At 53.9% G+C, this 19,379-nt stretch carries 19 protein-coding genes; 4 read left to right on the top strand and 15 right to left on the bottom strand.

Annotated elements, in window-relative coordinates:
• The first annotated feature begins 17 nt into the window (after positions 1–17).
• On the top strand, positions 18–983 hold the full coding sequence (gene ldtC, locus OGV71_RS03875; RefSeq protein WP_003846722.1) for a L,D-transpeptidase LdtC: 966 nt from the start codon (positions 18–20) through the stop codon (positions 981–983).
• A gap of 85 nt (positions 984–1,068) precedes the next feature.
• On the opposite strand, the gene bhsA is transcribed toward ldtC, so the two are convergent.
• Positions 1,069–1,326, bottom strand: coding sequence for a multiple stress resistance protein BhsA (bhsA, locus tag OGV71_RS03870; RefSeq protein WP_003030810.1), 258 nt, complete (start codon positions 1,324–1,326; stop codon positions 1,069–1,071).
• A 243-nt stretch (positions 1,327–1,569) separates the two neighbouring features.
• Between bhsA and comR the strand changes: the two genes are divergently transcribed.
• Entirely contained in the window at positions 1,570–2,205 is a 636-nt protein-coding gene (comR, locus tag OGV71_RS03865; RefSeq protein WP_003030812.1) for a TetR family copper-responsive transcriptional repressor ComR, read from the top strand.
• A gap of 255 nt (positions 2,206–2,460) precedes the next feature.
• Positions 2,461–4,641 carry a TonB-dependent siderophore receptor gene (locus OGV71_RS03860; protein ID WP_204583716.1) on the top strand — a complete coding sequence of 727 codons (2,181 nt, stop codon included), beginning with the start codon at positions 2,461–2,463 and terminating at the stop codon, positions 4,639–4,641.
• A 57-nt stretch (positions 4,642–4,698) separates the two neighbouring features.
• On the opposite strand, the gene OGV71_RS03855 is transcribed toward OGV71_RS03860, so the two are convergent.
• From OGV71_RS03855 to hinT, 8 genes are all read right to left on the bottom strand, one after another.
• Entirely contained in the window at positions 4,699–5,238 is a 540-nt protein-coding gene (locus OGV71_RS03855; RefSeq protein ID WP_003030814.1) for a glycine zipper 2TM domain-containing protein, read from the bottom strand.
• 168 nt (positions 5,239–5,406) lie between these two features.
• A complete protein-coding gene (gene ndh / locus OGV71_RS03850; protein WP_003030815.1) occupies positions 5,407–6,711 on the bottom strand; it encodes an NADH-quinone dehydrogenase in 1,305 nt (434 codons plus the stop codon).
• A 236-nt stretch (positions 6,712–6,947) separates the two neighbouring features.
• Positions 6,948–7,490, bottom strand: coding sequence for an alpha/beta hydrolase YcfP (gene ycfP, locus OGV71_RS03845; RefSeq protein WP_003030817.1), 543 nt, complete (start codon positions 7,488–7,490; stop codon positions 6,948–6,950).
• A gap of 21 nt (positions 7,491–7,511) precedes the next feature.
• The gene (gene nagZ / locus OGV71_RS03840; RefSeq protein WP_003846728.1) at positions 7,512–8,537 is read right to left on the bottom strand and encodes a beta-N-acetylhexosaminidase; all 1,026 of its coding nucleotides are present in this window, start codon (positions 8,535–8,537) and stop codon (positions 7,512–7,514) included.
• Between the two features lie 10 nt (positions 8,538–8,547).
• On the bottom strand, positions 8,548–9,372 hold the full coding sequence (gene thiK, locus OGV71_RS03835; RefSeq protein ID WP_003841846.1) for a thiamine kinase: 825 nt from the start codon (positions 9,370–9,372) through the stop codon (positions 8,548–8,550).
• Entirely contained in the window at positions 9,353–9,994 is a 642-nt protein-coding gene (gene lpoB, locus OGV71_RS03830; RefSeq protein WP_003030820.1) for a penicillin-binding protein activator LpoB, read from the bottom strand. The genes thiK and lpoB overlap by 20 nt, the downstream gene beginning before the upstream one ends.
• Before the next feature lie 13 nt (positions 9,995–10,007).
• Complete coding sequence (locus tag OGV71_RS03825; protein ID WP_003030823.1) at positions 10,008–10,382, bottom strand: YcfL family putative periplasmic lipoprotein; 375 nt, start codon at positions 10,380–10,382, stop codon at positions 10,008–10,010.
• Positions 10,383–10,384: 2 nt separating this feature from the next.
• Positions 10,385–10,744, bottom strand: a complete 360-nt coding sequence (gene hinT, locus OGV71_RS03820) for a purine nucleoside phosphoramidase (RefSeq protein ID WP_003030826.1) — start codon at positions 10,742–10,744, stop codon at positions 10,385–10,387.
• A 349-nt stretch (positions 10,745–11,093) separates the two neighbouring features.
• Between hinT and fhuE the strand changes: the two genes are divergently transcribed.
• Positions 11,094–13,280, top strand: a complete 2,187-nt coding sequence (gene fhuE / locus OGV71_RS03815; RefSeq protein ID WP_286532646.1) for a ferric-rhodotorulic acid/ferric-coprogen receptor FhuE — start codon at positions 11,094–11,096, stop codon at positions 13,278–13,280.
• Positions 13,281–13,302: 22 nt separating this feature from the next.
• Here fhuE and paaY read toward each other — a convergent pair whose 3' ends face one another.
• The 6 genes from paaY to OGV71_RS03785 form a co-directional block, all read right to left on the bottom strand.
• Positions 13,303–13,899 carry a phenylacetic acid degradation protein PaaY gene (paaY, locus tag OGV71_RS03810; RefSeq protein WP_044711783.1) on the bottom strand — a complete coding sequence of 199 codons (597 nt, stop codon included), beginning with the start codon at positions 13,897–13,899 and terminating at the stop codon, positions 13,303–13,305.
• A gap of 11 nt (positions 13,900–13,910) precedes the next feature.
• The gene (paaX, locus tag OGV71_RS03805) at positions 13,911–14,837 is read right to left on the bottom strand and encodes a phenylacetic acid degradation operon negative regulatory protein PaaX (protein ID WP_164880753.1); all 927 of its coding nucleotides are present in this window, start codon (positions 14,835–14,837) and stop codon (positions 13,911–13,913) included.
• 158 nt (positions 14,838–14,995) lie between these two features.
• Positions 14,996–16,312 (bottom strand): phenylacetate--CoA ligase PaaK, encoded by a 1,317-nt coding sequence (paaK, locus tag OGV71_RS03800; protein ID WP_071667342.1) that lies wholly within the window; start codon positions 16,310–16,312, stop codon positions 14,996–14,998.
• A 28-nt stretch (positions 16,313–16,340) separates the two neighbouring features.
• Positions 16,341–17,546, bottom strand: a complete 1,206-nt coding sequence (gene pcaF / locus OGV71_RS03795) for a 3-oxoadipyl-CoA thiolase (RefSeq protein ID WP_286532643.1) — start codon at positions 17,544–17,546, stop codon at positions 16,341–16,343.
• Positions 17,546–17,968, bottom strand: coding sequence for a hydroxyphenylacetyl-CoA thioesterase PaaI (gene paaI / locus OGV71_RS03790; protein WP_071696746.1), 423 nt, complete (start codon positions 17,966–17,968; stop codon positions 17,546–17,548). Before paaI ends, pcaF begins: the two co-directional genes overlap by 1 nt.
• Complete coding sequence (locus tag OGV71_RS03785; protein WP_286532640.1) at positions 17,961–19,379, bottom strand: 3-hydroxyacyl-CoA dehydrogenase; 1,419 nt, start codon at positions 19,377–19,379, stop codon at positions 17,961–17,963. The genes paaI and OGV71_RS03785 overlap by 8 nt, the downstream gene beginning before the upstream one ends.

Genomic DNA, 19,379 nt, shown 5'->3' with positions numbered 1-19,379 from the left:
ACAATGGATTTATGGTGATGTTAAACAATAAACGACTCTCTCGCTGGCTCGCGTTTTTTACGCTGGCAGCGACCTTCGCGTTAGCACTTCCGGCTCAGGCAAACACCTGGCCGCTGCCACCGCCGGGAAGCCGTCTGGTGGGCCAGAATACCGTTCACGTTGTTGAAGACAATGGCGGTTCTCTGGAGGCGATTGCGAAAAAATATAATGTCGGCTTTTTAGCGCTGCTGCAGGCCAACCCCGGCGTTGATCCTTACGTACCACGTCCGGGCAGCGTGCTGACTATTCCATTACAAACTCTGCTACCTGACGCCCCGCGCGAAGGTATTGTTATCAACCTCGCCGAACTGCGTCTTTATTATTACCAGCCGGGGACCAATTCGGTGACCGTTTATCCTATTGGTATTGGCCAGTTAGGTGGTGACACGCTGACGCCTACGATGGTAACCACCATTTCTGATAAACGCGCCAACCCCACCTGGACGCCGACGGCAAATATCCGCGCGCGATACAAAGCAAACGGAATTGACCTGCCTGCCGTTGTACCTGCCGGTCCGGATAACCCGATGGGCCATCATGCAATTCGCTTAGCGGCATACGGCGGCGTTTATCTGCTGCACGGCACCAATGCTGACTTTGGCATTGGCATGCGCGTCAGTTCCGGCTGTATTCGTCTGCGCGACGGTGATATCGAAACCCTGTTCCGTCAGGTAACGCCCGGAACTAAGGTCAATATTATCAATACGCCGATCAAAGCATCCGTTGAGCCTAACGGCGTGCGGCTGGTAGAAGTGCATCAGCCGCTGTCCGAAAAAATCAATGACGATCCGCAACTGTTGCCAATCGTGCTGAACGCGTCCATGCAGACATTTAAAAATGCGGCGCAAACAGATACCGCCGTCATGGATCATGCGATGGAGATTCGCTCAGGCATGCCGGTCGATGTGACCCGTCATCACGACGTTGCTCAACAGCCGATGTAAACTCCGCACATAAAAAACCCCCGCTGGATTTTATTCCGCGGGGGTTTTTTATTTAACTCGCAGTGGCATTGCGATGGGTTAAATCTTATTTGTAGATAACAGCAGTCCCATGAAGGGTGTTAGGGCCGGTAACGGAAGTAATACGGAAAGACTTCGCACCCATCTCATCGGCTTTCTGCGCCAGTTGGTCTTCCAGTGAACCTAAGTTAGTCCCCGCATTCGCAGAAATAGTACCGACTTTCTCTTGACCCGCAGGTGTGGACTGAACTTCAACAGCGGCGAAGCTTGCAAATGACAGTGAGCTAAGAACAGCAGCAACAAACAGGGTTTTTACGTTTTTCATGATAGTGACCTTTAGCAGATGAATGGGTGTCGAAAAGATTAACTTAACGATCGATAGGTAAATCATAGATGTGATCCAGGTCACACGTCAATACTTTTTTATAATGATCGTTATATAAAATATAAAGGTCTTATTTTTCATACCAATAGCTATATTTTATTTTTATCGTGAATCCGCTGGAGTGTGCAGTCGAATATTTTTATAATGGTTGTTCAATAAACCCAACAAAGGTACATCGGCGCCATGACAACTGAAACGACAGGTTGTGCAAAAAAAAGCCGTGGCCGACCAAAAGTGTTCGACAGGGAAGCCGCGCTTGATAAGGCCATGACACTCTTCTGGCAGCACGGATATGAAGCGACCTCGCTCGCCGATCTCGTAGAAGCTACCGGCGCAAAAGCGCCCACGCTGTATGCGGAGTTCACCAATAAAGAAGGGTTGTTCCGTGCCGTACTGGACCGCTACATCACCCGCTTTGCGGCGAAACACGAAGCCCAGCTGTTTTGTGAAGAAAAAAGCCTTGAGTCCGCACTGGAAGACTATTTCACCGCCATAGCGACCTGCTTTACCAGCAAGGACACCCCGGCGGGATGTTTCATGATTAACACTTCTGCGACGCTGGCAGCCTCTTCCCGTGATATTGCGCACACGGTGAAATCCCGCCATGCAATGCAGGAACAGACGCTTACTCAGTTTCTTCATCAACGTCAGCAACGTGGTGAAATCCCCGCCTACTGTGACGTGCAAAAACTGGCTGAATACCTGAACTGTATTTTACAAGGTATGTCGATCAGCGCCCGTGAAGGTGCAACGTTTGAAAAACTGATGCAGATCGCACGTACCACCCTGCGGCTGTGGCCCGAACTCGTCAAAGCTTAACCCTTTCCCGCAATTCCCCCGCTGTACTAACACCCCCGGGAGCTGATAAAGCCCCCGGTTAGATTCCCGTTCCATTGTCCCTACATTTCTCATTGTTTTCATCGTGTTATCCGATCATTTTTTGTAAAGGGTATTGATAACGACAATTGTTATCAGCAATATTCGCATTTGTTTTAATACCTGTTTCACAATGTAACCATCGGTTTCTCTACCGCCATAACAAAAACAGATCGACTCTTTTTAAAAGGAATACAAATGAATAAGCGTCTCTGGGTGCTCAATCCTCTCCTGTTGTCTTTAACCCTCCCGGCCATTGCGGCTGAGGAAGAGAACCTTATCGTCAGCGCCAACCGTAGCCAACGCACCGTGGCAGAAATGGCGCAAACGACCTGGGTTATTGAAGGAAGCGAGATTGAACAACAGGTTCAGGGGGGGAAAGAGTTCAAGGATGTTCTTGCTCAGTTAATCCCAGGAATCGATGTCAGTAGCCAGGGGCGTACAAACTACGGCATGAACATGCGTGGTCGCGCCATTGTCGTGCTCATTGACGGTGTCCGTCTGAACTCCTCGCGAACCGACAGCCGTCAGCTTGACTCCATTGACCCGTTTAACATTGCGCACATTGAAGTCATTTCAGGCGCAACCTCACTTTATGGCGGTGGCAGTACCGGCGGATTAATCAACATCGTCACCAAAAAAGGCCAGCCGGAGCGTGAAGTAGAACTCGAACTGGGGAGCAAAAGCGGCTTCAACAACAGTAATGATCATGATGAACGCGTTGCCGCGGCGGTGAGTGGAGGAACAGATCGCGCTTCCGGGCGTATGTCCGTCGCGTATCAACGATTTGGCGGCTGGTATGACGGTAATCACGATGCCCTGCTGCTGGATAACACCCAAACCGGGCTACAGCACTCCGATCGTCTGGACGTGATGGGCACCGGGACGATTGAACTTGACGACAACCGTCAGTTGCAACTGGTTACACAGTATTACAAGAGCCAGGGGGATGATGATTACGGGCTGGATCTCGGCGAGAACATGTCCGCCGTGACCGGAAGCGGTAAAGCTTATACCAGCAGCGGACTGAATTCCGATCGTATTCCCGGCACCGAACGTCATCTGATCAGCCTGCAATATTCAGATGCGGATTTTTTCGGCCAGAACCTGGTCAGCCAAATCTATTACCGCGACGAATCGCTGAAATTCTATCCTTTCCCGACGCTCAGCAAAGGTAAGGTCACCAGTTTCTCCGCATCACAGCAGGACACAGACCAGTTTGGCGCCAAAATTACCCTCAACAGCCAGTTGATGGATAACTGGGAGCTGACGTGGGGTATCGATGCCGATCACGAGACCTTCGATTCCAATCAGAAATTCTTCGATCTGGCCTGGTCCCTGCCCTCTGGCGGCATGGATAACCGCACCGCTTATACCACCGGGCGTTACCCCGGTTACAGCATCACCAACTTCGCGCCTTTCCTGCAAAACAGCTATGACATTAACGACATCTTTACCCTCAGCGGCGGCGTGCGCTATCAATGGACCGAAAACAGGGTTGATGATTTCGTTGGCTATGCTCAACAGCAGGGAATAGCGACCGGGCTTGCGAACTCTGCCGATACCATTCCGGGCGGCAAAACCGATTACGATAATTTCCTGTTCAACGCCGGTATCCTCGCCCATCTGACTGACCGTCAGCAAACGTGGTTTAATTTCTCTCAGGGCGTGGAGCTTCCGGATCCAGGGAAATATTACGGTAACGGCACCTATTCGCTGGTTGGCGATCATTACCAGCTCCAGCGCAGCGTCAACGTGGCGGATTCACGTCTGGAAGGGATTAAAGTTAACTCGTACGAACTGGGATGGCGCTACACCGGCGATAGTCTGCGCACGCAACTGGCCGCTTACTACTCGACTTCGGATAAATCGATCGTTATCAACCGCAGCGATATGACCATTAACGTTCAACCCGACGATCGCCGCATTTATGGCATTGAAGGCGCGGTGGATTATTTCATTGCGGATACGGACTGGAGCCTGGGCGGCAACTTCAATGTCATTAAATCGGAAGTGAAACAGAACGGTAAATGGCAAAAATGGGATGTGACTCTGGCCTCACCGTCGAAAGCAACCGCATGGGTCGGCTGGGCACCAGAACCGTGGACCTTGCGCGTACAGAGCCAGCAAACATTTGATCTGACCGACGCCAGCGGCAATAAGCTGGATGGCTATAACACCATGGACTTTATCGGCAGCTATCAGCTCCCGTTGGGTAAGCTGACCTTTAGCGTGGAAAACCTGCTGAATGAAGAGTACACCACGCTGTGGGGACAACGTGCGCCACTGCTGTACAGCCCAACCTACGGCAGTCCGTCACTGTATGAGTACAAGGGCCGGGGCCGCACCTTTGGTCTGAACTATGCCTTAACCTTCTGATAAAAAAAGCCCCCCAGCCTGAGCGAATGGGGGGCTAATGTTCAGGATAATGCTATTTTACGCTTTGTTATTCAGTACCAACTGTCCGTTGTTATCCAACGGAATTTGCGCGCCGGGGTCCTTATCCATACGGATTTTCCCCTGCTGATCGCCAATTTTGTACGTCACGTCGTAGCCCAGCATCTTTTCAGATTTGTCATACACCGTTTTACAACGCTGCTGCGTGGTGGTGTAAGTATCGTTTTCCTGCATCGAACCCTGAATCTGATTACCTGCATAGCCGCCGCCTAAAGCCCCGGCCACGGTGGCAATATCTTTACCACGTCCGCCGCCAAACTGGTGGCCAATAACGCCACCCGCAACCGCACCCAATACGGAACCCGCAATACGGTTTTCATCTTGTACCGGCTTACGGTGCGTGACAGTTACGTTCCGGCACTCCTGACGCGGTGTTTTTACCGACTCTTTAATCGGTGTTGCAGAGACAACTTGCGCATACTGTGGGCCACGCTCGAAAACGTTCAGACTGGCCACTGCTGCAACACCCAGCGCAGCAGCTACGCCAATCCCTATACCCGCCAACATTGATTTATTCACGGGACTTCCTCCTTTTTTGCTATTAGCAACAACTTTGCAACAGAAGGTAAGGAATGCCAATCAGATTACGGATGAAAATAGCAGGATGAGGCACGAACGCAGGATGATTCGGAGAACTCTGAAGGAAGGCGCCGGATGCGTAAAATCATCCGGCGCCACAAGTCGATATTAATGCAGTTTCAGACGCGGGCGAATCACCCGGTTGATACTGCCGACCAGCATCATCAGGCCGGTTTTGAAGTAGCCGTGCAAAGCAATCTGGTGCATGCGGTACAGTGAGATGTATACAAAGCGCGCAATACGCCCTTCCACCATCATCGAACCACGAGTCAGGTTGCCCATCAGGCTACCCACGGTAGAAAAGTTAGAGAGCGAGACCAGAGAGCCGTGATCTTTGTACTGATACGCTTTCAGTGGCTTGCCGTTCATCTGTGCCAGAATATTGTTCATCGCACAGGTCGCCATCTGGTGTGCTGCCTGAGCGCGCGGAGGCACAAAACCCCCTTCCGGGCGAGCGCAGGAAGCGCAGTCACCAATCGCGTACACGTCAGGATCGCGCGTGCTCTGCAGAGTTGGCTCAACCACCAGTTGGTTAATACGGTTCGTTTCCAGACCGCCAATGTCTTTCATAAAGTCTGGCGCTTTGATACCCGCCGCCCACACCATCAGGTCGGCTTTAATGTATTCGCCATCTTTGGTGTGCAGTCCGCCTTCGTCAGCGCTGGTAACCATCGTCTGGGTCAGTACGCGTACGCCCAGTTTGGTTAACTCATTATGCGCAGCACCGGAAATACGCGGCGGCAACGCAGGCAGAATGCGCTCGCCAGCTTCCACCAGCGTAACGTTCAGCGCATCGTTGGTCAGCCCTTTGTAACCATAGCTGTGCAGCTGTTTTACCGCATTGTGCAGCTCAGCGGAGAGCTCAACCCCCGTCGCACCACCGCCCACAATGGCGATATTCACTTTTCCGTTAGCGCCCAGATTCGCGGAATACTTCAGGAACAGATTCAGCATCTCCTGGTGGAAACGACGCGCCTGATGCGGGTTATCGAGGAAAATGCAGTTTTCTTTCACGCCAGGAGTGTTGAAATCGTTGGAGGTACTGCCCAACGCCATCACCAGCGTGTCATACGGCACTTTACGCTCAGGAACCAGCAGATCCCCCTTCTCATCGCGCAGCTCAGCGAGAGTAATGGTCTTCGCTTCACGATCGATATCTATCACCGAACCTAACTGAAACTGGAAGCCATGGTTACGGGCATGTGCCAGATAGCTCAGCGCATCCACGCCTTCATCCAGTGAACCCGTCGCCACTTCATGCAGTAACGGTTTCCACAAATGACTGTGGTTTCTGTCTACCAGTGTGATTTTGGCCTTTTTCTTACGCCCGAGTTTTTTACCCAACTGCGTCGCCATTTCCAGTCCGCCAGCACCGCCGCCGACAATCACGATCCTTTTCAATGGTGTAGTCAACGTGACCCCCTCAAATTTATTAACCAATTGTTAATTAAAAGTTATTAATATAGCTCTTAATTAACAACAAGTTACAGTAATGAAAATGTTCTTCGAGAGTGAGAATAACACGAACGGTGCATTGGTCATACCAAAATTGATGTGTATCAAGTTTTGATGCTGAAAAGATAGACAACCGGAACTTTAAGAACAAAAAAACCAGCCCGATGGCTGGTTTTTTACGCACTCAATAAGGATTAACCTAACGTCTTGAACGCTTTGATGCGCTGCAAATGCGGAGAGATATTCTTAAACTTATGCGTCTGCTCTTCGTCCCAGACTATCTCGTAAAAGTGATGCAGCTCTTCCGACGAACGCTGGCTATTGAGCGCTTCATCATGACGCGACAGGATAACCAGACAGCGATCGCGATTCTTTTCGCGGAAATTGGTCACGCATTTTGTTGCGATGTCTGCATACTCCTCAGGTCTGTCAATTTTGCCTTCCATGTTCTCATACGGGAACAGGTTAGGATTAAACACTACCTGACGAATATCACACAGAAAACCAATCCGTTCAGCCCAATATCCCCCGAGCCCCACACCACAAATCAGCGGACGGTCATCCACATTCAGCTGTAGCATTTTGTCCACTTCTTTTAGCAGATGCTGCATATCATGTTTGGGATGCCGCGTACTGTAGCTAATCAGCCTGACATCCGGGTCGATGAATTGCAGCTGCAACACCTTCTCATGGTTGCCCGGGCTGTTAGAGTCAAAACCGTGTAAATAGATAATCATCGCATCCTCGCCAAACTTGCGTTAATGACCTGCTTTCTCTTCCTGCCAGCGCTCATGAAGCTGGTTTAGCTGAGCGCTTACCGTCTTCCAGCGTGCCGAATCCATCAGTTCCTGACGTGAAAATGAACCTTTATGATACAAACGTGTAACACGTTCTGCATTGATCGGCGACAGATTATCTAACACACTGACCGCTCCCTTACGATTATTGCAGACCAGGATCATATCGCAACCTGCATCCAGCGATGCCTGTCCACGCTGGGCATAGCTTCCCATAATCGCCGCCCCTTCCATCGACAAATCGTCGGAGAAAATGACACCATCGAAGCCAAGCTCCTGGCGCAGCACCGTTTTCAGCCAGTGAGATGAGCCACTCGCCGGACGCGGATCTACATCACTGTAGATAACGTGCGCAGGCATAATGGCATCCAGTTTGTTCTCAGTAATCAACGTCTGGAACACGGACATATCTTTCGCACGAATCTCGGCTTCTGAGCGAGGATCGGTTGGGGTTTCTTTGTGTGAATCCGCCGTCACGGCCCCATGACCAGGGAAATGTTTACCGGTCGTTTTCATGCCTGCGGCATGCATACCGTCAATGAAGCGGGTCGCCATCGCCAATGCTTTTAGCGGATCGGCGTGGTAAGAACGCTCGCCGATTGCGGCGCTGATATGGCCCACATCCAGTACCGGTGCAAAGCTGATATCAATGTCCATCGCGATCATTTCGCTGGCCATCAACCATCCGGCGTCCTGAGCCAGTTTGCCGCCCTCTTCCAGACCGTGCAGCGCGGCAAACGATTGAGCCGCAGGCAGGCGAGTAAAGCCTTCTCGAAAGCGCTGTACGCGTCCACCTTCCTGATCTACCGCCACCACCAGATGGTTACGTGACGCAGTCCGGATTTGTCGCACTAATTCACGCAGCTGTTCCGGGTCATGATAATTTCGGGTAAAGAGGATCAACCCACCTACCAGCGGATGCGCCAGAATCTCACGCTCTTCTGCGTCCAGCTCATACCCTTCGACATCCAACATTACTGGGCCCACACTGCTCTCCTTATCCTTTCATTGTTAGCTGCCGCCAGGTTTCATCGGCCAGCCTGATAAATTGTCTATCGCCGGTTTGCCGCCAGCGATACTCAAACCACCCCGCCTTCAGCATCATTATCCAGGGTTGCCATTGTCTGACTTGTCGCCACAAAACGTCTGGCTCAATGTGCGCTCGTTGAGCGTAGGTGCTAACCAGCTGTTGGTGCTGGGATTCATCGCTGACCCATACCGCCGCCAGCTCCAGGGCAATATCACCGTCTCCGGCGTATTCCCAGTCAATCAGCCGCAGCCCTGAGGCTGTGCGTACGATGTTGTCACCGTGAACATCCATATGCAGCGGCCCCAGACGCAAAGGTCGAGGCTCACCTCGTTTCCTTAGCCGCTTCAGCGCGCGCAGCCAGCATGGTGTACGACGCGCCGGATCGCCACACTGCCAGTACTGTTCAAGTAGCGGCAGCAAGCTGATTCGCCAGCCCAATCTGGGTTGCTGGTGCAGATGATACAGTAAGCCTGCGAGTTCGTCGGCGTCCGGTAATCTGGATTCTACCTTACCGTGAAAAAACTCGACGGCCATCCACCCACGCGTATAAAAATGAGGACGTGGTGCAAGGTTTTCTGGCAGGTGTTTTAACGCATGATATTGGCGTAAGAAATGCGATTCCGGCGCATCAGGGTCGTGATGACAACGCAGTACCAGCCGGTGAGAATGATGCTCAATGATGCAGCTCCCGCCGCTCAGGCCAGTTTGGCTGGCTGCGACGGGATGATACTGCGGGAAATAGCGCGACAACACTTCGCCGCGCGTGAGTCTGTTATTGTTGCTGAACGGCACCTTTACCTGACCAGATTATCTCGCCAGTTTGTACCAGCATTAATTGCATTTGCAGCGCAGGCGAATTGACGTTGCCGGATGCACTGGAATAAAGCACATACTGCGCGCCAACGTTACGGGCGATACCAATCGCTTTACTGCGCGTTCCCAGGCTATCGTTCGGCGACAGACCTAACTGCTGCTTGGCGACTGCCAGTTGCTGAGCGGAAACCAGAGTAAACTTACCGTTATTCGCCAGAGCATTACGTAAGGTTTCGGTGGCTTCACCCGCGTTTAACGAGCCGTTGGTGCGGTTATTCACGCTATCAACCAGCAGAACGCCGCCCGCTTTTACGCCGTCAGCCTGCAGCATTTTTCCGACCATCGGCTGCATAGCCCCGTTCCAGTCATAATGACGTTGACGTGGCGTCGGCTGCGCCGTTTGGTCCTCGTGCTCAATCGGACCCGGCTGCTGCGGTATGGTTGGCACCGTTGGCACTACCGGCACCGGCTGTTGCGGTTGCACAGGCTGTTCCGGCACCGGCTTGACTTCCTCTACCGGTGCGGGCTCTCGTTGCACCACACAGCCAGAGAGAAACATCGCCAGCGCGGCAACCAGTGCGTAGCGATTCATTTTGATCATCAAGATTCACCCCTTACAAATAAAGATAAAGTCTAACCTTGTGCGCCCCCAGAAAATTGGCGCTGCCGTACAGCGTCACCGACGAATGAGCCGGGATAGTCACGCTGCGCGGCGCTTCCAGAGGATGCATTTCCAGTCCTCTGGCGTCATACCAGTAAAACCGATAATGAACGGTGACGGGTTCTTGTCTTTCGTTATAGAGTCGCGAGGATGCCGAGGCCTGAATATCAGACGTGGTTAACGTGGGCTGTTCTGCTGTTATACCTGCCGCCAGAATCGTTGACTCCATCACCAGCGACTGTTCATCACTTACCGGAATTTCTGGGTGTGTTCGACAACCCGCCAGTAGCAGCAAGCCCAGTGAAAGTGCAATGCATCCTCTGATCATGCCTACAGACCTTTATGCGCGAGCATTGGGCCAAGCGCACGGCCACCCAGCAGATGCATATGAATGTGATACACCTCCTGACCCCCGTGGCGGTTGGTGTTCATGATTAAGCGGTACCCATCTGCAGCAATGCCTTCCTGCTCAGCAATTTTCGCTGCAACGGTGATCATGCGGCCCAATGCCTGTTCATGTTCAGCCGTCACATCGTTGACGGTTGGGATCAGGATGTTAGGAATGATCAGAATATGCGTAGGTGCCTGAGGGGAAATATCACGAAACGCAGTGACCAGTTCATCCTGGTATACGATATCCGACGGAATTTCACGACGGATAATTTTGCTGAATATAGTTTCTTCTGCCACGACGTTTTCCTTTTTCATTAACAGCCCAAGCGTTTTGCCATGCTACGCCGGGTAACTCTGCGAGTATAGAGTATGAGCGAGTTACTCACGCTCTTTCAACTTTAACCCTCGATTTTTTAAGCGAAAACCCCAGTCAATGCTGCTCTTATAACCATTTCCCAGCGCTATTGCTCAAGCATAGTACTGAAACAATATTTCATTTATGTCGTAGCATCCGTTTACACATTAAGTGCTAATGCGTATATTTCGCATTTGTATTTACATGCGCATTTAATAATTTACAACCAAAGGGCTCATCACAACTACCGGTGATTCGAACTTAATATTAATAATTATCAAGGACTTTTCGATGTCTTTCACAACACTCAACGGGAATATTCAACGCCAACCGGGGCTTGCCCCTTCTGCGCTGGCAGCCTGCATTACGCTAGCGCTTTTACCTTCCACCAGCCTCGCAGCCCCTGCTGAAGAGACAGTGATCGTGGAGGGTTCTGCTCCAGCCGCATCCAGCGACGAACAGGATTACAGCGTTAAATCGACGACCGCGGGCACAAAAATGCAGATGACACAGCGCGATATTCCGCAATCGGTCAGCATTGTCAGCCAGCAGCGCATGGAAGATCAGCAGTTGCAAACGCTGGGCGATGTGATGGACAACACGTTGGGGATAAGCAAAAGCCAGGCGGATTCCGATCGCAGCAGCTATTACTCGCGCGGATTTCAGATTGATAACTATATGGTCGATGGGATCCCGACCTATTTTGAATCCCGCTGGAATCTCGGTGACGCCCTTTCCGACACCGCCCTTTTTGAGCGTGTCGAAGTGGTCCGTGGTGCAAACGGACTGATGACCGGGACGGGTAACCCTTCAGCCTCCATTAACATGATCCGTAAGCATGCCACCAGCCGCGAGTTCACCGGTAATGTTTCTGCAGAATATGGCAGTTGGAACAAACAACGCTATGTGACCGATCTGCAAAGCCCGCTTACGGCAGACGGCAATGTGCGCGGTCGCATCGTGGCGGGTTACCAGAATAACGACTCCTGGCTTGATCGCTACAATAGCGAAAAAATGTTCTTCTCCGGGATTGTCGATGCCGATTTGGGTGACACCACCAGCCTGTCTGCAGGTTATGAATACCAGCGCATTGATATCAACAGCCCAACCTGGGGTGGATTACCGCGCTGGAATACCGATGGCAGTAAAAACAGCTATGACCGTTCGCGCAGCACTGCGCCGGACTGGGCTTACAACGATAAAGACTTCAACAAAGTGTTTGTCACCATCAAACAACGTTTTGCCGATACCTGGCAGGCGACCATGAACGCCATCCACTCCGAGGTCAAGTTCGACAGTAAAATGATGTACGTCGATGCCTATGTTAATAAGGCCGACGGCACGCTGATTGGCCCATATGGCAACTATGGTCCGGGATATGACTATGTCGGAGGAACCGGCTGGAACAGCGGCAAACGTAAAGTGGATGCTGTCGATCTATTTGCCGACGGCGGTTACGATCTGTTTGGTCGTCAGCATAATCTGATGCTGGGCGGCAGCTACAGTAAACAGAATAACCGTTATGAAAGCTCGTGGGCGAACGTTTTCCCCAACGAAATCGGCAGCTTCTATACCTACGATGGTAACTTCCCGGAAACTAACTGGAAACCGCAGTCATTGGCTCAGGACGATACCACGCACATGAAATCGCTGTACGCCGCAACGCGTATTTCGCTGGCCGACCCACTGCATTTGATTGTCGGCGCGCGTTATACCAATTGGCGTATCGACACCCTGACCTACAGCATGGAGCAAAACCACACCACCCCGTACGCGGGCCTGGTGTATGACATTGACGATAACTGGTCTACCTACGCCAGCTATACCTCAATCTTCCAGCCGCAGAACAAGCGCGACAGTTCCGGTAAATATCTCTCTCCGATTACCGGCAACAACTATGAGCTTGGCCTGAAGTCCGACTGGATGAACAGCCGTTTAACCACCACGCTCGCGGTGTTCCGCATTGAACAGGATAACGTAGCGCAATCAACCGGCGTGCCAATCGTCGGTAGCAATGGCGATACGGCCTTTAAAGCGATGGATGGTACAGTCAGCAAAGGGGTCGAATTCGAAATTAACGGAGCGATCACCGATAACTGGCAGATGACGTTTGGCGCGACACGCTATGTTGCTGAAGACAACGAAGGCAATGCTGTAAACCCTAACCTGCCACGGACCACGGTAAAACTGTTCACCCGTTATCGCCTGCCAGCCATTCCGGAACTGACCGTAGGCGGCGGAGTCAATTGGCAGAATCGTGTTTACAGCGATACGATCACGCCATATGGCACATTCCGCGCGGAACAGGGAAGCTACGCCCTGGTAGATTTGTTCACCCGTTACCAGGTAACAAAAAACTTCTCAGTGCAGGGTAACCTCAATAACCTGTTCGATAAAACCTACGACACGAATATCGACGGTTCTATCGTTTATGGTGAGCCGCGCAACGTCAGCATCACCGCCAGCTATCAGTTCTGACACCAGGTATTGCGTAGAATTGCTAACCCGCTGACTTGGGTTGCAAATTCTCATCAAACTCCAGCCGCTTTCTGTCGGGTTCTACCGCAGTCAGCGGCTGCACCTCTGCCAGCGTCTTCTGGCAGCGCTCAACCAGCACCTGATATTCGCGAGTGCCCTGTTTTTTCCACACCAGCTCCTGCTCAGTTAACATGCGAATCGCTTTCGCCGGGCTGCCGACAATCAGATGGTTGGCAGGCATCTCGGCGCGCGCTTTCACAAACGCCGAAGCACCAACGATACTGTTCTCACCGATTGTCGCGCCATCGATAATCACCGCGCTCATGCCGACCAGCGCGTTACGCCCTATCACACAGCCGTGCAGAATCGCTCCGTGGCCGATATGTCCGTCCTCTTCCACCACCGTATCCTGGCCGGGAAATCCGTGCATCACGCAGTTATCCTGGATATTCGCCCCATCTTTAACCACGATACGCCCAAAATCTCCGCGCAGGCTGGCATTGGGGCCAACATAAACACCTTTGCCGAGAATGACATCGCCAATCAGCACTGCGGTTGGGTGAACATAGCTTTCCGCAGGAACTACCGGGATCATCCCGTCAATCTGGTAAATCGGCATGGCTTCTCCTGTTACGCCTCGGCTAATCCGCCGAAGCGTTGATAATAGAGCGGCCCTGGCGCGGGTAGTTCCCCCACCGAGCTCTCGCCTTTTTCGCTGACGAAAACCTGGGCGCCGGGCGCAACACGTTGATAAATATTAATACACAGCTGACGCGCCGTCTGCCCAAGCCAGTGAGCAGGCAACAATTCTTCCGGCAGCAGCGGATCTTTGAGCACAACCCGACGATAAAGGTGAATGAGCAACAGGCGGATCTGGAAGCAGCGCTCTGGCGTAAGTTCGTCCGGCCCGGCGTCACGCAGCAACGGTAACAACGGACGGAACAGAGTGATAAACGCCTCGTACATGGCATTTTGTTCGGTTAAGTGCCAGCACCCTTCTACCCGCTCACGCAGCGCGGCACGGGAGAGTGCCAACGGCGAATGCGCCTCAAAAACGATGACGTTTTCCGCCACCCCAGCTTCATGGAGCAGCGACTGTACGTCCGCCAGCTTTTGCGATGGTGACGCCAGCAGACTCGGCGCCAGTACGCCAAAACCTTGCCATAACAGCTGCTTTTTAACTTCGGCGAGGGTGTTTTTTTCCAGCCCTTCGGAGAGCAGCAGCAGCCAGGTACCGTCCCACTCAGGGGCGCTGGCACGGTAGATTTTGCTCTCGGCGCGACGCGTCAAGCGTAGCCCTTTATCGCTCAGGCGGTAGAAACTGCGTCGGCCGATACGTACCACGTCCAGCCATTCTTCTTTATTAAGGCGAAACAGTGCGGTACGTACAAAACGCTCACCGAAGCCAAGCCCTTCCAGCAGCGCGGCAACACTACCCAACCAGACTTCTCCACCGCGTTGCGATAAACAGTCCCCGTAAAGCGAGGCGATAAGCGAGGTGCCGCTGACCGGCATTGCGGTTACCGCCTGCTGAATAAAACTATCGAGCTTTTCCATATGATTCATACTGTTGTCTTTTTTGTGCTTTTTGAATCATAGCACAGGAATAGATCAGCGATACGCCAGGAGTTTGTAGGCCGGATAAGGCAACGCCGCCATCCGGCAGCGTTGCGCCATTGTGCCTGATGGCGCTACGCTTATCAGGCCTACGAGAGTTAGCCGTTGGCAGCGGCTTTACGCAGGTCAAATACGCGGCAGGCCTTGCCTTCGGAGCGTGGAATGCTGCCGCAATTGACGATGCTGACATCCGTTGAAATGCCGACCATCGACTTAATGCGATGACGCAGATGGTGGCAAATCTGGCAGCGCTGCTCGTGGCTTAGCACCAGGCTACTCTCTTTAAGCTCCACGCGTACCGAAAGTGAATCAAGATGGCCACGGCGATCCACTTCAAGCTGATAATGCGGGGCCAGATGATCAATCTTGAGGATCTCTTCTTCCACCTGAGACGGGAATACGTTGACGCCGCGAATAATCAGCATGTCGTCGCTGCGCCCGCTAATGCGATCCATCCGGCGCATCGTGCGGGCGGTGCCCGGCAGCAGGCGCGTCAGGTCGCGGGTACGATAACGAATGACCGGCAGCGCTTCTTTCGTCAGCGTAGTGAACAGCAGTTCGCCGTGCTCACCGTCAGCCAGTGGCGTACCGTCATCCGGATTGACCACTTCCGGGAAGAAATGATCCTCCCAGATTGTCGGACCATCACCCGTTTCGATGCACTCCATCGCCACGCCCGGTCCCATCACTTCCGACAGGCCATAAATATCGAGCGCCGTAATACCGAGGCGACGTTCGATCTCCGCGCGCATCCCCGTTGTCCACGGCTCTGCGCCAAAGACACCGGTACGCAGCGAACAGCCGCGCGCGTCACCGCCCATCTGGCGCTCCAGCTCTTCAATCAGGTTCAGGCAGTAGGATGGCGTAACCATGATCATGTCGGGCTTAAAATCACGGATCAGCTGCGCCTGTTTCTCGGTCTGGCCGCCGGACATCGGGATCACCGTCGCCCCTAAACGCTCGGCACCGTAGTGCGCGCCCAGTCCGCCTGTGAAAAGGCCATAGCCATAAGCGACGTGGATTTTATCTTTCGCGGTACCGCCTGCGGCACGTAGCGAACGGGCGACGATGTTAGCCCAGGTATCGATATCATTTTGCGTATAGCCCACCACCGTCGGTTTACCCGTGGTACCGGATGACGCATGGATACGCACTACCTGCTCCATCGGTACCGCGAAGGTATCAAACGGATAGTTATCGCGCAGGTCCTGCTTGGTGGTGCAGGGAAACTTGCTCAGATCGCTCAGCTCACGGAAATCATCCGGGTGAACCCCTGCCGCATCAAATTTACGGCGGTACATCGGGACATTTTCATAGGCGTGTTTTAACGTCCATTTCAGGCGCTCGGTCTGCAGAGCGACTAATTCGTCACGCGATGCGGTTTCAATTGGATCTAATTTTGTTGTAGTTGTCATGTTGTAGGGTACTCGCAGGTCAATTAGCTCACACTCGCTCAAGGATCATGGCAATGCCCTGACCCACGCCAATACACATCGTACACAGCGCATAGCGTCCATTGCGTCGTTCCAGTTCCAGCGTCGCCGCCAGCGCTAACCGCACACCGCTCATCCCCAGCGGGTGACCTAAAGCGATAGCCCCCCCATTGGGATTTACGTGTTCTGCATCATCTGCCAGTCCAAGCTGTCTCATCACTCCCAACGCCTGGGCGGCAAAGGCTTCATTCAGCTCAATTACATCCATATCGTTAATATTCAGCCCGGCGCGCTCCAGCACTTTACGCACCGCCGGAACCGGCCCAAGCCCCATGTACTTCGGCTCAACGCCCGCGGTCGCCATGGCGACGATGCGCGCACGTGTCGTTAAGCCCTGCGCGGCGGCCTGCTGCTGGTTTGCGATAATCAACGCCGCAGCACCGTCATTGACACCGGAAGCGTTACCCGCCGTCACCACGCCGCCCTTACGAAACGGGGTTTTCAGCGAGGCCAGTTGCTCCAAAGTGGTTTCTGCACGCGGATGTTCATCTTCACGCACCGCGCTGACCGCACCTTTCTTACCAATAATCTGCACCGGCACAATTTCCTGCGCCAGAATGCCGTCGCGCTGCGCTTTCGCCGTACGCTGCTGGCTGCGGTACGCAAAGGCGTCCTGGTCCCTTCGACTTATATTTAACAATTCGGCTACATTCTCTGCCGTTTCCGGCATGCTGTCAGTACCAAATTGTTGCTGCATGAGCGGGTTCACAAAACGCCAGCCGATGGTGGTATCAAACATTTCCGCCTGACGCTGGTACGGCGCGGTGGCCTTGCCCATGACGAACGGCGCGCGGGACATGGACTCCACGCCACCGGCAATCATCAGGTCCGCATCACCCGCTTTAATGGCCCGCGCGGCAAAGCCAATTGCGTCCAGACCAGAGCCGCACAGGCGGTTAATAGTGGTACCGGACACGCCGTACGGATAACCCGCCAGCAGGGTCGCCATATGCGCCACGTTGCGGTTATCCTCGCCCGCCTGGTTGGCACAACCGAAGATCACATCGTCAATAGCGCTGGCATCCAGGTGTGGGTTGCGGTTGAGTAATTCACGCAGCGGGATCGCCGCCAGATCGTCAGCGCGAACCCCCGCCAGCGCGCCGCCGTAGCGGCCAATCGGGGTACGAATTCCGTCACAAATAAAGGCGTCACGCATTAGGCTTCTCCTGTGATTGTGCCGCCGATGCGGTGCGATTTTCCGCGAAACAGGGCAACGGTTTTTTGCTGTTGATTAACAATCTCAATGTCGTAAACGCCGGTCAGCTTGCCCTGCTGTTTCACCCGCGCGGTGGCGGTCAGCAGATCGCCAGTGAAGGCCGGGCGCAGGAAATCGATGCTCGCCGCCGACGCCACCGCCGCCAGCCCCTGGCTGTTACAGGCGTAGGCAAAGGCGGTGTCCGCGAGCGAAAACAGCTGCCCACCGTGACAGGTCTGGTGGCCGTTGAGCATCGATGGCAGCACCGCCATCGTCATCTGCGCATAGCCTTCATCCATTTCGATAATCTCGATGCCCAGCGCGCGGGCGCAGGTATCTTTCTCGTACATGGCGCGGGCGTTGCGCCAGGCCTGGTTACTCATGACGCATCTCCAGCAGCGCCATCTGGCGCAGTCGCGCACTTGGGCGGTAGCGTTCTTCGCCGTAGTGCTGTTGTAGGTTTTCCAGCAGGCGCAGCACGCGCCCCCAGCCAAGCGATTCACCCCAGGCAATCGGGCCGCGTGGGTAGTTCACCCCCAGACGCATAGCGGTATCGATATCATCCGCGCTGGCGACGCCTTTTTGCACCGCATCCAGCGCTTCGTTCGCCAGCATCGCTACCGTACGCCATACCAGCAGGCCGGGATAATCAGCAATGTGCAGAACCTTTTTGCCCTGCTGCTGGAAGTAGTACACCGCTTTGTCGGTTGCCGACTGTGGGTTGGTTTGCGCGCTCGCCAGTACGACCGTGTCGCCCGCCGCATGGTCATAAACCACCACCGGACGCTGATGCTGCACGCTTAAGGCCAGCGCGGTTTCACCGGTGGTTTCAAGGAGCAGCACATCATCCAGTTCAGTGACAACGTCACACTTAATGTTTTTTGCTGCATTTTCAGGCACTACCGCTGCAACAGTCAGATCAGGCGATACTTCAACAGGCCAGCGATAGACGCCGTGGCCGCTCTTTTTGCCCAGACGCCCGGCCAGCGCCAGCTCCTGCTGAAGCAGCGACGGCAGAAAACGGCGGTCCTGCCAGAAGGCGTTAAATACCGAACAGGTGACGGCAAAGTTGACGTCCTGACCAATCAGATCGGTCAGCGCCAGCGGCCCCATCGGGAAACCGCCGCCGTCGCGCAGCGCCGCGTCAATCACTTCCGGCGCGGCGACCTGTTCCTCCAGCGCCCGCCAGGCTTCGGCGTAATACGGGCGCGCCACGCGGTTGACAATAAAGCCCGGCGTGGAGCGGCAGCGTACCGGCTGTTTGCCCCAGGCGCTCACGCACTGGCAAAGCTGCTCGACCACTTCCGTGGAGGTGGCAAGGCCGCTCACCACTTCCACCAGTTTCATGACCGGTGCCGGGTTAAAGAAGTGCAGCCCCGCCACGCGTTCGGGATGTTTGATGCCCGCCGCAATGGCGGTAATGGAAATCGACGAGGTGTTGCTGGTCAGCAGCGTCGACGGTGAACAAATCTCCGCCAGCTCGCTGAACAGCGCCTGTTTAATCTCCAGGCGTTCCGAAGCGGCTTCAATGACTAACTGCGCATCAGCTAGCTGTGTTAATTCGGTTGCTGGCGTAATGCGTGCCAGCAGCGCCTGCGCCTGCCCGGCGCTGACTTTGCCGCGGCTAACGCGGGCGTTGAGGCGCTCGGCAATGCCGTCGATAGCGCGGGTAATCGCCTCAGACGAAATGTCATACAGCCGCACCGCGTGTCCGGCACCGGCCGCCACTTCGACGATCCCGGCCCCCATGGTGCCGCCGCCAATCACGGCGACGGTGTGAAGAGTCTGGCTCAT

The sequence above is a fragment of the Citrobacter sp. Cf088 genome (assembly GCF_030334295.1).
GTDB lineage: Bacteria > Pseudomonadota > Gammaproteobacteria > Enterobacterales > Enterobacteriaceae > Citrobacter > Citrobacter freundii.
This window is presented reverse-complemented; position numbering and strand designations above follow the sequence as displayed.

Bases quoted from the DNA above. Each gene is read 5' to 3' on its own strand.
- ldtC (WP_003846722.1), top strand. From the start codon at position 18: ATGTTAAACAATAAACGACTCTCTCGCTGGCTCGCGTTTTTTACGCTG.
- bhsA (WP_003030810.1), bottom strand. From the start codon at position 1,326: ATGAAAAACGTAAAAACCCTGTTTGTTGCTGCTGTTCTTAGCTCACTG.
- comR (WP_003030812.1), top strand. From the start codon at position 1,570: ATGACAACTGAAACGACAGGTTGTGCAAAAAAAAGCCGTGGCCGACCA.
- OGV71_RS03860 (WP_204583716.1), top strand. From the start codon at position 2,461: ATGAATAAGCGTCTCTGGGTGCTCAATCCTCTCCTGTTGTCTTTAACC.
- ycfP (WP_003030817.1), bottom strand. From the start codon at position 7,490: ATGATTATCTATTTACACGGTTTTGACTCTAACAGCCCGGGCAACCAT.
- lpoB (WP_003030820.1), bottom strand. From the start codon at position 9,994: ATGATCAAAATGAATCGCTACGCACTGGTTGCCGCGCTGGCGATGTTT.
- OGV71_RS03825 (WP_003030823.1), bottom strand. From the start codon at position 10,382: ATGATCAGAGGATGCATTGCACTTTCACTGGGCTTGCTGCTACTGGCG.
- fhuE (WP_286532646.1), top strand. From the start codon at position 11,094: ATGTCTTTCACAACACTCAACGGGAATATTCAACGCCAACCGGGGCTT.
- paaY (WP_044711783.1), bottom strand. From the start codon at position 13,899: ATGCCGATTTACCAGATTGACGGGATGATCCCGGTAGTTCCTGCGGAA.
- paaX (WP_164880753.1), bottom strand. From the start codon at position 14,837: ATGGAAAAGCTCGATAGTTTTATTCAGCAGGCGGTAACCGCAATGCCG.
- paaK (WP_071667342.1), bottom strand. From the start codon at position 16,312: ATGACAACTACAACAAAATTAGATCCAATTGAAACCGCATCGCGTGAC.
- pcaF (WP_286532643.1), bottom strand. From the start codon at position 17,546: ATGCGTGACGCCTTTATTTGTGACGGAATTCGTACCCCGATTGGCCGC.
- paaI (WP_071696746.1), bottom strand. From the start codon at position 17,968: ATGAGTAACCAGGCCTGGCGCAACGCCCGCGCCATGTACGAGAAAGAT.
- OGV71_RS03785 (WP_286532640.1), bottom strand. From the start codon at position 19,379: ATGAGCCAGACTCTTCACACCGTCGCCGTGATTGGCGGCGGCACCATG.